The following is a 13,219-nucleotide window of genomic DNA, read 5'->3' as shown; positions in this document are numbered from 1 at the left end:
CATGAATAATATTGAAGATCCACAATATGTTATCGCAATTGGTGCATCTGCGGGAGGTTTAGAGGCAATTTCCACCTTTTTTGACTATACTCCGTTAGACTCCGTATCATACATTGTGATACAGCACCTCTCTGCTGATTTTAAAAGCCAGATGGTTCAAATACTTGCGCAACACAGTAAGTTAACCGTAATTGAAGCTATTGAAAATGTAGATATTAAAGCCAATACCGTTTACCTGATACCCAGCTCAAAATTTATGACTGTGGAAAAGGGTAGGCTTATCATGTCTGATAAAACCGACCAACCACGTCCTCACATGACCATTGATTGCTTTTTTGAATCCCTTGCAAAAGAACGCGGGGATAAAGCGATTGGTGTTATACTTTCTGGAACAGGTAAAGACGGCTCAAAAGGTATTGAAGCAATCAAGAATGCTGGCGGGCTGGTTTTAGTACAAGACCCAGATACAGCTAGTTTTAATGGAATGCCATTGGCAGCCATTGCCACAGGTTGTGTTGGTCAGGTTCTTTCGCCCAAGGCAATGCCCGAGTTTATTGATGAATATGTTAAAGATGGCTTAGCAGAATCAGCAGACGGCCAAACATCTGAGGAAATCAGTGAAGAAGCGTTAGAAAAAATATTTAACCTCATTAAAAAACAGTTGCCACTTGATTTTTCTGACTATAAACGCCCTACAATTATCCGTCGTATCAAGCGGAGAATGGTGCATCAGAACTTGAGGACCGTAGATTTATACTATGAGTTTTTGAAAAAAAACTCGGAAGAAATTAACTTGTTGGCTAATGATTTTTTGATTAATGTAAGCTCTTTTTTCAGGGATGCGGACGCTTTTAAAATTATTGAGGATACAGTTATTCCAAAAATTATTTCGCAAAACAATACGCAAGTACTAAAAGTTTGGGTGGCTGGCTGTGCTAACGGCGAGGAGGCGTATTCTATGGCGATTTTAATCAAAGAGTATTTAATTAAGCATCCTAAAAACATGGAGGTAAAGATTTTTGCCTCAGACATTAGTAAAGTAGCTCTTGATAAGGCTTCTAAAGGCATTTATCCGGAAAGTATTAAAAAAACGGTGTCTAAAGAAAGGCTTCAGCAGTTTTTTACAAAAGAAGACGATACTTATAAGGTAAAACACGAAATCAGGAAAATGCTGGTATTTGCCCAGCATGATCTCACTAAAAATCCGCCGTATTGCAATATAGATCTTATCAGTTGCCGTAACTTGTTGATTTACCTTAATTCAACTTTGCAACATAAGGTTTTTGCCATGCTCCATTTTGGATTAAAAGAAGGTGGCTATCTTTTTTTAGGACCGAGCGAAAGCACAACAGCAATTAAAGATGGATTTAATGAAGTTAGTGCAAAATGGAACATACTAAAGAGTAATAAAATTGGTAGAACTGTTAGGTTTGATGCATTTTCATCTAGCTTAATTGGCGATATTAAAACCACCAGAATAGAAGTTAGTAAGAAAGTAATTGCGCCAGTTTCTAAATCCGGTCTGCGTGATCAGGTTAACGCGGCGCTTGTAAAAGAGTGCAAGCTAAATGGTGTTTGTACCGATGAAAAATTATCCGTTGTAGAGTCGTTTGGTGACACCAAAAAATATTTAAAGAACATCAACTTCAACTACAACCTGCCCGATCTTTTGCCTGTGCATATTGCAATCTCAGTTAAAGCTTCCACCCACAAAGCGCTGCAATTAAATGAACGGGTTACGCTTAAAGGACTTAATTTAGAAGCTACCGCTGATGCAAAAACAAGCTTGCTGGATATTGTAATTAGTCCGTTTTTTATAACTGGTTCTGAAGAGCGTTTATTATTGATTTTATTTACAGATAGTGACGCTAAAACACCCGAAAATAATGTAATTTATGTGCAGGATATTAATGAAGTAACCAAAGAACACGTTGTTAGTTTAGAAGAAGAGGTTGCACAATTGAAACATGCGTTGGATGTAGCGCATGAAGGTATTGAATCTTCAAACGAGAGCATGCAGTCTTTTAATGAAGAATTGCAGTCTTCTAATGAGGAAATGCAGTCGGCCAATGAAGAAATGCAAAGTGCCAACGAGGAACTACAGTCGGTAAACGAGGAACTACAAACGGTTAACAAAGACCATCAGGGTACAATTGATAAACTAACGGATTTGAACGATGATTTAAACAATTATTTCAGAAGCAATACCAACGGACAACTGTTTGTTGATCAAAACTTGTTGCTTAAAAGGTATTCTCCAGGTGCTGTAAAACATATCAATATCCGCGAAAGCGATATTGGACGCCCACTGAGTAATATTACCACCAATATAAAATTTGAAACGCTAATTGAAGATGTAAAAAAAGTTATCCAAAACGGAGAAACGATTACGCAAGAGGCCGAAGCGATAGATGGCAATGTCTATCAGGTAATGACGATGCCCTATCTTAAAAGGAACAGTACAGACCCTGACGGTGCCATTATTAGTTTTTATGATATTACCGAGCTAAAAAAACTGCTTGGAGAGTTGGATATCAGCAATAAAAGCTTGGATGTTAGCAACCGTAATCTTGACGGAAGTAACCAAAGCCTTTTACGGATAAATGCGGATTTGAATAATTTTGTTTTTGGTGCTTCACACGATTTGAATGCACCAATTTTGAATATTGAAATGTTGTTGGGCATACTTAATGATAAATTGGACACCAAAGACCCAGAGGTGATGAAGCTTTCGGGAATGATGAATAAAGCAGTCACCAATTTTAAAACCATTATTGGTGATTTAGCTAAGGTCGGCCAAATCGAATCAGAAAACACCAGCGACGATTTCGAAAGTTTTCCAGCACTTTTTGAGGAAATTAAAAAGGTGCTATCTGAGAAAATTAGGCTTACCAAGGCTGTATTTAAAACTGATTTTCAACACGCTGAAGTTAGATTTGCAAAAAAAAATCTGAGAAGCGTGATGCTAAACTTAATTGGCAATGCACTCAAATTTATCAAGCCAAATCATGATACTGAAATCATTATCAGAACCGAAAAAATAGGTGATTTTATTATATTGACAGTAGAAGATAACGGTATCGGAATAGCTCAGAAGGATATAGAAAATATTTTTGACAAATATGTACGCGTAAGTGCAGATGTTGAAGGTACGGGAGTTGGGTTATACCTTATCCGTAAAATTATTAACGCATCTGGCGGTAAAGTTGAAGCAGCCTGCGAGCTAGGAAAGGGATGTACTTTTAAAGTTTTCTTTTTGATATAAAACATAGTTTTTTGATATATTGTTTAGTTAATTATTGATACCGTTGAGCAGTAGATTTAACAAATTAGAACTTTTTTAATTAATGCTTTTTAGGCGTTTGTAGTCGAAAGTTTCTTTGTTGTCGTGTTATTTCGAAGCATAAACACTGATTTTAAGCGTAAAGGTACTGAAGGTGATAGTTAGCGTATTTGCGCATTGCCCCTTTTTCTGTGCAATTGCTAAGCGAGGTTCAAGGCAAAGCGAAAAGGCGTTGTGGGAATCCCTAGGTTCTTTTGCACATTTTTTTTAAGGCAACGTTTTCCACCTGTGCTTAAAAAAGGGTTCTTTTTTCCTTGGCTAGTGATTCCAATCAGCCAGCTACGGAATCGGAATAAAGGTTAGTTGCTTAATTTAATAATATCAACAATGTCATAGAAGCTTTAACCTTATATTAAAACAATTCATGAAAAAGCTTATTATTTTTGATTTAGACGGCACATTAGCTAAAAGCAAATCTGCGATAGATATTGAAATGGCAGGTCATTTAAGCGCTTTGTTAAAAGTTGTACATGTTGCAATTATATCTGGTGGCGACTGGTCACAGTTTGAAAAGCAGATTTTAGATCATTTAACCAGAAAAGATTTGCAACGTAAACTCTCCATACTTCCCACGTGTGGCACTAAATTCTATCAATACAAAGAAAGTTGGCAACAATTGTATGCAGAGAATTTTACTGATACCGAAAAAACAAAAATCATAGATAAGTTAAACCAAGCGGTTAAAGACGCAGGACTGGATATCAAAAAAACTTGGGGAGAGCAGATTGAAGACCGTGGAAGCCAAATTACTTTTTCTGCATTGGGACAAAAAGCTCCGTTAGCGGAAAAAAAAGATTGGGACAGTGATTTTTCTAAACGGAAAAAGATTAAAAATACACTGGATAAATCTCTGCAACAATTTTCGATAACAATGGGCGGAACCACTTCCGTAGATATTACTAAAGCCGGCATTGATAAAGCTTACGGCATACATAAACTTGAGGAGGTTTTAGACATTAAAATTTCTGAAATGATTTTTATAGGCGATGCGCTGTTTGAGGGCGGAAACGATCATCCGGCAAAGAAAACTGGCGTAGCTTGTATCCAAGTTAGAGATTCCGAAGAAACTAAAAGAGTTATAGAGACGATGGTTGCTTGTTTAAATGGCAATTCAAAAAGAGAAAAAGCATGATCCCATTTAAATTAGAACGCATTTGTACCATCATGGAGCCTGAAGCTGGCAATGAAATGGAAGTTGAAGGTGTGCTTAACCCTGCGGTAACGCGTGGGCCGGATGGAGGTTTGTACCTTTTTCCGCGGTTGGTTGCGAAAAATAATTATTCCCGCATTGGAATAGCTAGGGTGAAGTTTGATAAAGACGGAGAACCAATTGGCGTAGAAAGGTTGGGCATTGCGTTACAGCCAGAAGCTGATTATGAAAAGCGAATAAATGGGGGAGGAGGATGCGAAGATGCAAGAGTTACTTTTGTAGAACCTTTGCAGGAATATATTATGACTTACACCGCTTTTGGTGCAAATGGTCCCCGGATCGCAGTCGCTAAATCAAAGGATTTGTTTACTTGGGAGCGTTTGGGGCTTGTGAAATACCAAGTTTATAAAGAAGTTGATTTTAACGGAATTAATAACAAAGATGCAAGCATTTTTCCTTCGGCAATTCCTAGTCCTAACGGTCACCCCTCTATAGGGATGTTGCATCGTCCGCTTTTTGCGGGTACAACGCCAGAAGAAACTTGCGAAGATCAAGGGAGGCAAATGGATTCGCACAAGGAAAGTATTTGGATTTCGTACTACAATATTGGGGAAGATAATACTTTTCAATACGCAAAATTCACTTCCAATCACCGTTTGGCACTCCCCGCAGAAGCTTGGGAGAATTTAAAAATTGGAGCGGGCTCCCCACCTTTATTAACTAAGCATGGTTGGCTGGTGGTTTATCATGGTGTACATGAACTACCTGATTCTACGGAAGCTAAACGTGATCTTTGCTATTCTGCTGGAGTAATGATTCTTTCAGAAAAAGATCCACAGAAAGTTATATATCGTTCGGTAAAGCCGATATTGATTCCGGAATTGCCAGAAGAAACCATCGGAACAATTGCAAATGTGGTATTCCCAACCGGCACAGACCGTCGTGATGATATTGCACAGCCTAACCGAATTGATGTTTATTATGGAATGGCTGACAACCGAATTGGTGTTGCTAAAATGGAGATTCCGGATGTGTTACCTTTGTGATAACATCTCATATTTTTAAAATACCGCGTTTTTAAAAAAAATGCAGTGCTAAAAACATTACATTCACACCAATAAATTAGAATTATGCTTCCAAAAGATTTACAAATAGAAAGGCTTGCAGCGCATAATAACGAACTTGAAAACTATTTCAGGAATACCATTATTCCGCAATTATTTATAGATGGAGATTTAATATTGAGGAAATTCACTCCTCCGGCGATGAAGCAATTCAGCCTGAAGTTGACTGATATTGGCAAATCTATTAGTGATATCAAAGATAATTTCCGCTTTCCGACCATTGTTGAAAATATTCAACAAGTAATTGATGATAAAGAAATACTTGAAAAGGAAATTCAAACCACCGATTTTAGATGGTTTCAGATGGATATTATTCCATACATAGAACAAAAAACTAAAAAAGCAAATGGCGTAATCATGACTTTTGTTGAGATTACGATACGTATTAAGGACTTAAAAGATCAGGAGAAGTTAATTTTAGATCATGAATTACTGCTGGATACTATTTCTCATGATATAAAAAGTCCGCTTACAAGTTTGATGTTAACGATTAGCCTATTGAAAAAGAACTCAATAGAAACATCAGAACAATATAAATCACTCTTTTATATTTTAGAAAATTCCGTAAAAAAAATGCAATCTGTAATAAATGAGCTAACAGATGCCGGAAAGCAAAAACAAAAATACAAAACACAAGAGGAGCTTTTAAGTTTCGAAAATATTTTAGAAGACGTTAGGCTTACACTTTCTAGTAATATCCAAGATTCTGGTGCAAAAATAACCTCCGAAGTAAACGTATCTGAAATCCTTTATTCTCGAAGAAAATTAAGAAGCATCGTTTATAACTTGGTAAATAATGCGATTAAATTTAAATCAACAGAGCGCAAACCAGAAATATTTATTAACACTACCAGAGAGAAAAATTACGTAGTGATTTCTGTAAAAGACAACGGTATTGGCATTGAAAAAGCTAACCGAGATGCCATATTTAAAAAATATAATAGAGTGGAAACGGATATTGAGGGTTCTGGAATTGGGTTGTATTTGGTAAAGGAAATAGTAAGCAGTTCAAAGGGCAAAATTATATTGAAAAGCAAAGTGGGGCAAGGATCAGAATTTAAAGTGTTTTTAAAACAATAATATAGGATAGAGGCAAGGTATGCCTTGCCTCTATCCTATATGTTAAAAATCCGATTTAACATCTTAAATAATTCTGGGTGCATCCGTTCAAATTTCTCAGGTTTCTCAAAAAAATATTCCGAAGCCACAGCTAAAAACTCAGCTTCGTTGGTTAAAGCATAAGGATTAATGTCAGATTTGCCATCTTCAATCCTCCGCATTTCTTGATGCATCATTTTTAACCACGGAACTGCATATTCATGTGCAAACAAGTTTTCTGGAACACCGTCCGTAGCGCCGTCTGATTTATCTAAAAGATGAATAAATTCATGAATGGCGGCATTTTCTTTTCCGGCCGAGCTTGAAAAACCTTTAGTTAGTGCTCCTCGCGAAAGCAACATTTGACCGTTCATATAACCTGTACCAACCATTCCCATTATATTTCGGCTTCCTCCTTCAAATTGGAAATCCTTGTCAAAAGTATCTGGATACAGAATTACGTTAGTTAGGTTTTTATATTTCCACTCGGGAAAGCCAAAAACTGGAATAATAGCGCTGGAAGCGATTAATGTCCGGTCTTTATCAGTGACGTCGGTACCAACGCCTTCAATCCGAACATCATTTAAAAACTCAAAGACTAGTGTTTCAAATCTACTTTTGCTATTTATATCCAACTTTTTATAAAAATCAACTTCTTGATTAAGTAGGTTTTTGTAGGAGAGCAAATCTGATTCTGTATTGACAACAGAAGGCTTTCCCTTACGAAATAAAAAATACCCGCCAGCAATAACAATCAAGGCAATAACAAAAAACATCATCAAGCTAATTTACTCACATTTTTCTTTCAAAAAGCTAGTTAAATGAGTTTCTAATAAGGTCAAATCGTAATTAAATTCTTCCTTGCTTTTTTCTATTGCTACTTCCTCATCCGTTACGGTCAAAGTAAATGCAACACCATCGATAATTTCTGGGAATGAGATATTTATAATATCCTGAACGTGAGCGTATTCAACAGTCAATCCCGAATCTATTTTAGCATCTATATAGGTTGCAAGTTCTTTTTTTAGCAGGTCGAAAAGTTCTGCTGCTGTTAATGGTTTCATGTTTTTAATGGTTGTCATATTTTTTATTTTTGTTTTTACTGATGTTTCTTCAAAAAATGAAAATTTAAATAAACACGCAACTCTGCGTCTCTACAACCTCTGTGGTTTTTAAAAAAAACAATGCCTTCTGTGGTTAAAAATCAGTGAACGCTGTGGTTAACCTTCGGCTCCGCTCATGCTTACAAAAGTCAAAGAATCAACTCTGCTTTAACGCCTCAAATCCCGAAACCACATCAAAAAGTTCTTCATCAATCATACTCTGCCTTAAACTTTGGAATTTCTTGTTTAAATTTTCTAATGTATCACTAATACTTTTTTCTGCTCTTTGCATTGCTTGCAATCTACTGGCATTTTCTGCGGCTAAAGATTCGGCGCAGGCCCTAAATACTGAAACAAACAAATAGGCATTGATGAGTGCATTCAAAGCATTTTTAGGACTACCCACCACTTCGGGAATGTTGTTGCTTGGCCATTTAGTCGCCATTAAATTATCCATCCATTTTTCATCCAGAGGTAGTAAACGCTGCATTACCGCTTGATAACCCGAACCACCCTTGGGGCGATTATGTATGATATAAAATTCTTTTACCTGTTTATTTTTATTTGCTGACTCAATTTCCAACAAAATGCTTTGTACAAGTGGAGTAATTGCATCAATTGAACTAGGAACTGGATGAGATTTGGTAATGTTATAGCCTGCAACCGATAAAAGTCCCTGAACGCGTTCGCCAATTACCCAGACTTCCAAATTGCTAGTAGAAGCGGGAAACGACTGTTGTAAATAATCTGCAATTAAATCGTTAAACTGCCCGACAAGCCCAAGGTCCGAACCAAAAACAATGGCGCAAACTTGATGCGATTTAGATGTTGATGAGATCGGTTTCTGAGCCATCTTTTTTACCTTTTCCGAAATCAAATAAGCTTTAATACCAAGTGTTACGGTATGGTTATAGTCTCCAAGTGAAGCCACCGCAGCTTCATATTGTGAAATATTGGAAGCTGCCATTGCCTTCATAGCTTTAACTACAGATTTAATGTCTTTTGCACCTTCCAATTTTCGGTTGAGGTTTTCTAAGGTATCCATCAGTCTGTTGTTTTTTTAGCTTGAGATTTTTCCTTAAACGGAAGAAGAATTTCAGTGGTAGTTTTTAAAATAATATCACGATTGACATCACTCAAGGGTTCATCGCCAAACAAACCTTTTAATATTTCACTAGGGAAACGTTCTATGTTTTGAAGAATCATCGCCTCTGCTTCCAAAATTTTATTAACTGAAATTTCATCAAAAAGGCCATTGCTTAAGGCTAATAAAATGACAATCTGTTCCGAAACTTCTAAAGGATGTAGCTCGTTCTGTTTAAGGCAAATCCTGATGCGCTCGCCATGGTCAATTACTTTCTTGGTGTTTTCGTCCAAGGTAGTACCAAAGCGATAGAAGTTTTCCAATTCTTCAAACTGCGCATATTGTAATTTTAAGTTAACGATGGATTTATATGCGGGAAGTTGCGCATTTGAGCCTACTCTTGAAACAGATTTTCCCACATCTACGGCAGGTAAATTTCCGGCTTCAAATAATTTTGGCGAGAGGTAAATTTGTCCATCGGTAATAGAAATTAAATTGGTGGGGATATAAGCTGATATGTTTTGCGCCTCGGTTTCAATAATGGGCAATGCCGTAAGCGAACCGCCTTTCAGTTTATCGCTAAGGTGAGTAGCTCTTTCCAATAACCTGGAGTGGATATAAAAAATATCCCCGGGAAAAGCCTCTCTACCTGGCGGCCGACGCAATAACAGCGAAAGCTCTCGATAAGCCCGGGCATGATGCGTTAAATCATCATACACAATGAGTACGTTACGGCCTTTTTCCATAAAGTGTTCGGCAATACTGGTGGCTGCGTAAGGTGCAATATATTTTAATCCCGGTGCACTATTTCCTTCAGCCACCATTACTATGGTATAATCCATTGCACCTTTTTCTTCGAGCTTAGCAATCACTTTTGCAACTGCAGCAGAACGTTGACCTATAGCGCAGTAAATACAGATAACGTCCTTTCCCTGCTGGTTAACAATGGTATCAATGGCAATTTGGGTTTTCCCGGTTTGCCTATCGCCCACAATCAGTTCTCGTTGTCCACGCCCAATTGGGATTAAAGCATCAATTACCTTGATACCGGTTTGCAAAGGCGAATTCACTGCGGTACGGTCCATAATGGCAGGCGATGGGCGCTCTATGGGTAATCTTTTTGAAGTTTTAATTTCGCTTTTACCATCAATGGCGATGCCCATTGGGTCGATAACTCTTCCAATTAAATGGTCACCCACCGGGATATCCATTACTCGTCCGGTACGCTCTACCTCGTCTCCGGCATTTAATAAAGTATCCTCGCCCAGCAGGATGACGCCAATCTCATCCTCATCCAAATTATAGGCAATGCCATATAGGTCATCCGAAAATTTCAACAATTCCTCAAAACCCGCTCCTTGAAGTCCAGAAACCTTCACAACGCCAGTTGCCACACTTTTTACATAGCCCACTTCACGAGGAGAAAAACCAAATACATGGTTTGTAATATCCTGATTAAGCTGATTAAAAGTATTGGAAATATTATTTTCTAAAGTTTTGGTCGGCATATCATCAGTTTTGCTCAGTTTCCTGAGTTTTAGCTAGGGGAGAGGTAAGGCTTTTTTCTAACGAAGTGATGTATTCCGAGAAACTCCACGAAAGTTTATAGCCATTGGAGGCCAATTCTATTCCGCTGATGGATTTGGGATGTGTTTCAAACTCGTAATCGCTGGTTTCGCCCAGTAAATCTGCAATGGCTACCTTAATGCTTTTTTGTTCTTTGCCGGATAATGCAAAAGCACTTTTAACTGATACCGGCTTGGAGTCAGAATGGAAAGCATCTGTAAACTTTGTTTTTTCTTTGGCACTTAGCGATTTTATCTTGCCAATAAATACCTGAACAGTTTGTTCCTCTAAGCTTGTAGAAGCTAATTGAGCAAGTGCTTTTTTAGCAATATACAAAACCTGTTGTTGAGTTTTTTGAACTATATCAGCGTTTAAGTTCTCTTGAAGTTCTTTACTAGCTTGCTCAATTTTAGTCTTTAGGTCTTCTGCGTCTTTTTGAGCTTTATCTAGGAGTTTTTGCCTTTCGCTTTCCGCATCAGCAGTAACCTGACCCATCATTTTCTTTTTATTGGCATCAAAAGCTTCATTTTTCTGTTTAAATTCCAGCTGTTCTTTTTTTGCCTCGGTCACTTTGCTTTTCGCATCCTCAAGCTCGGTAGCAATTTTAGTTTCTCGCTTTTCAACAGCATCTAAAATAGGTTTGTACAGGTATTTCTTCATCAGCCAAACCAGCACCAAAAAATTGATGAGCTGCGCAATGACTGTAAACCAATTAATTTCCATGAGCTACTATTTAGCGATGATGAAAGTCCAAAAAGGGTTAGCGAAAATCAGAATCATAGAAACCACAAAACAGTAGATCGCTGTAGATTCTATCATAGCCAAACCCACAAACAAAGTCCGGGTTATGGTTGGTGCTGCATCCGGTTGTTGTGCTATAGCGCTTAACGCGGTTGATACCGCTTTTCCCTCGCTTAATGCCGGAAACATACAGCCAATTCCAGTTGTTAATCCTGCAGTAATAATTGATACGACTGCTATTGATGATACATTATCCATTGTATTGATTTTTAATTATTTATACTTTAAACTCTTCACTTTAAACTCTTCACTTTAAACTCTTCACTTTAAACTCTTCACTTTAAACTTAACACTTACAACCTACTACTTTCTTCTTCTTCACGCTCTCCTGTACCGCCGCCGCGATATAAACCGTCGCCAAGATGCAAAATATATAAGCCTGCACCATGCCAGTCAGTAAGCCCAAAGCTTTCATTACAATGGGGATAAACAATGGCGAAATGCTTAATAAGATAGCGATGATCATTCCGCCACTCATGATGTTGCCAAATAATCTGATGGCCAACGCCAAGGTTCTTGATAGTTCACTAATGATATTAAACGGTAGCATAATAAAAGTTGGCTTTATATAAGTTTTTAGGTATGCAAAAAAACCAGTTTGCTGAATTCCGAAAAAGGGAACCGCCAAAAACACCGCTATCGCCAATGCTGCCGTTGTGGAAAGTGAGCCCGTTGGAGGTTCGTACCAAGGCAGAATAATCCAAAAATTACTTACCGCAATAAATAAAAATAGGGTTCCAATAAAACCGATGTATTTATTGGGATTGTCTAATCCCACTTCTTTAATCTGTTCGTTTATGGTGGTTACAATAATTTCTAAAATAGCCTGCCAGCGAGAAATGGTTTTCGTGGTTTTTAGTTTACTCGTAATAAGCATGGCGCCGATGACCATAAAAAGCATAATTACCCAGGTAGTGACGATGGTAAGGTTGATGGTAATGAAACCATTGCTCCAAAAAACGGTTTGATCTGGACTTAAATTCATGATTGTTTAGCTTTAGAGATAAGTAGCTTTTGATCATACTTCGCCGTTAACCATAAAACCAAAAACCGTGTTGCAATAAAGCTGGCTATGCAAACTAACAGACGCTGTATATTACCCTGTGCAACAAAGTAAAAACCGGTTAGCGTAATACCGATACGAATAATGGAACTGGCCGCTATCCATAAACCCATATAATTTTCTCCGATGGTTTTCTTAACCGTAATCCAAAGACCACCGAAAAATAAAATACCCAACCCAAATCCGCTTATTAATGCAACAATCATCTTTCTAAATATTAATGTTCTTTTATGATCCAATTCCAGGCTATAAAGCAACCGCATACCAAGCCTAACACTAAACCAGTTATGGTCCACGAAAACGTTTCGGGATAATTCTTATCTAACCAAATGCCACCAATAGCACCCAAAAAAGTAGGTGCAGTAATGGACCAGCCAACCATTCCAAACATTCCTAAACCAAACCATTCGCTTCTTTTTTTCTCGTTAAGTGCTTTTAATTTTCGTGTTTCTTTTTCTTTGATGATTCCACCAAAAACTTCGTCGATATCCTTGTTTGGTTTAATCATAGCTGTTAAATTTCTTGAGCTTAGCCAAAAAACCGGTTTCCAGTTTTGATACCATCTGATTCAGCTTTTCGTCATTCTCGTCGGTATTTTTAAACTCCTTTTTTATGGTTTCTGCCAATTCGCCCAAGGCTACGTTGCCAATAGCATTCCGCACAGAAACCAACACCTGCAATCCAGTTTTAACTAACAATCCTTCATCAACTGCCAAATAGTGTAGTTTATCAGTTTGGTAGGCAAAAATCCCCGGAACCAGTATGGCAACGCAATCCAATCTTTCTGGCAAAAAGCCAAAAGATCCTTCACTTGTTTCAGCTATTATATTTTTGACGTTTTTGAGTTCGGCAAAAACCTTGTAAGGCAATAATATCTTTAGCTCCAT

General features: G+C 37.7%; 14 protein-coding genes. 4 read left to right on the top strand and 10 right to left on the bottom strand.

Annotated elements, in window-relative coordinates; genetic code table 11:
• Window position 1: 1 nt before the first annotated feature.
• From B176_RS0110860 to B176_RS0110845, 4 genes are all read left to right on the top strand, one after another.
• On the top strand, window positions 2–3,265 hold the full coding sequence (locus B176_RS0110860) for a CheR family methyltransferase (RefSeq protein ID WP_017258839.1): 3,264 nt from the start codon (window positions 2–4) through the stop codon (window positions 3,263–3,265).
• 442 nt (window positions 3,266–3,707) lie between these two features.
• Window positions 3,708–4,475 carry an HAD-IIB family hydrolase gene (locus B176_RS0110855; protein ID WP_017258838.1) on the top strand — a complete coding sequence of 256 codons (768 nt, stop codon included), beginning with the start codon at window positions 3,708–3,710 and terminating at the stop codon, window positions 4,473–4,475.
• A complete protein-coding gene (locus tag B176_RS0110850) occupies window positions 4,472–5,539 on the top strand; it encodes a glycoside hydrolase family 130 protein (RefSeq protein ID WP_017258837.1) in 1,068 nt (355 codons plus the stop codon). The genes B176_RS0110855 and B176_RS0110850 overlap by 4 nt, the downstream gene beginning before the upstream one ends.
• Window positions 5,540–5,623: 84 nt before the next feature.
• Window positions 5,624–6,697: a sensor histidine kinase gene (locus B176_RS0110845; protein ID WP_017258836.1), complete on the top strand. Its 1,074-nt coding sequence runs from the start codon at window positions 5,624–5,626 to the stop codon at window positions 6,695–6,697.
• Between the two features lie 35 nt (window positions 6,698–6,732).
• Here B176_RS0110845 and B176_RS0110840 read toward each other — a convergent pair whose 3' ends face one another.
• From B176_RS0110840 to B176_RS0110795, 10 genes are all read right to left on the bottom strand, one after another.
• A complete protein-coding gene (locus B176_RS0110840) occupies window positions 6,733–7,494 on the bottom strand; it encodes a M90 family metallopeptidase (protein ID WP_154647949.1) in 762 nt (253 codons plus the stop codon).
• Window positions 7,495–7,503: 9 nt separating this feature from the next.
• Window positions 7,504–7,779: a hypothetical protein gene (locus B176_RS0110835; RefSeq protein WP_154647948.1), complete on the bottom strand. Its 276-nt coding sequence runs from the start codon at window positions 7,777–7,779 to the stop codon at window positions 7,504–7,506.
• A gap of 196 nt (window positions 7,780–7,975) precedes the next feature.
• The gene (locus B176_RS0110830; RefSeq protein ID WP_017258833.1) at window positions 7,976–8,863 is read right to left on the bottom strand and encodes a F0F1 ATP synthase subunit gamma; all 888 of its coding nucleotides are present in this window, start codon (window positions 8,861–8,863) and stop codon (window positions 7,976–7,978) included.
• Window positions 8,863–10,410, bottom strand: coding sequence for an alternate F1F0 ATPase, F1 subunit alpha (locus B176_RS0110825; protein ID WP_017258832.1), 1,548 nt, complete (start codon window positions 10,408–10,410; stop codon window positions 8,863–8,865). The genes B176_RS0110830 and B176_RS0110825 overlap by 1 nt, the downstream gene beginning before the upstream one ends.
• A gap of 4 nt (window positions 10,411–10,414) precedes the next feature.
• Window positions 10,415–11,191 carry a F0F1 ATP synthase subunit B family protein gene (locus B176_RS0110820; RefSeq protein WP_017258831.1) on the bottom strand — a complete coding sequence of 259 codons (777 nt, stop codon included), beginning with the start codon at window positions 11,189–11,191 and terminating at the stop codon, window positions 10,415–10,417.
• 6 nt (window positions 11,192–11,197) lie between these two features.
• A complete protein-coding gene (locus tag B176_RS0110815; RefSeq protein WP_017258830.1) occupies window positions 11,198–11,467 on the bottom strand; it encodes a F0F1 ATP synthase subunit C in 270 nt (89 codons plus the stop codon).
• An 88-nt stretch (window positions 11,468–11,555) separates the two neighbouring features.
• A complete protein-coding gene (locus B176_RS0110810) occupies window positions 11,556–12,254 on the bottom strand; it encodes a F0F1 ATP synthase subunit A (RefSeq protein WP_017258829.1) in 699 nt (232 codons plus the stop codon).
• Window positions 12,251–12,538 (bottom strand): ATP synthase subunit I, encoded by a 288-nt coding sequence (locus B176_RS0110805; protein WP_017258828.1) that lies wholly within the window; start codon window positions 12,536–12,538, stop codon window positions 12,251–12,253. Before B176_RS0110805 ends, B176_RS0110810 begins: the two co-directional genes overlap by 4 nt.
• A gap of 11 nt (window positions 12,539–12,549) precedes the next feature.
• Complete coding sequence (locus B176_RS0110800; RefSeq protein ID WP_017258827.1) at window positions 12,550–12,840, bottom strand: AtpZ/AtpI family protein; 291 nt, start codon at window positions 12,838–12,840, stop codon at window positions 12,550–12,552.
• Window positions 12,833–13,219, bottom strand: coding sequence for a F0F1 ATP synthase subunit epsilon (locus B176_RS0110795; protein WP_017258826.1), 387 nt, complete (start codon window positions 13,217–13,219; stop codon window positions 12,833–12,835). The genes B176_RS0110800 and B176_RS0110795 overlap by 8 nt, the downstream gene beginning before the upstream one ends.

The organism is Pedobacter arcticus A12, assembly GCF_000302595.1.
In the GTDB taxonomy this organism is placed as follows: domain Bacteria; phylum Bacteroidota; class Bacteroidia; order Sphingobacteriales; family Sphingobacteriaceae; genus Pseudopedobacter; species Pseudopedobacter arcticus.
Note: the sequence above shows the minus strand (reverse complement) of the source record. Positions and strands in the feature narration are given on the sequence as shown.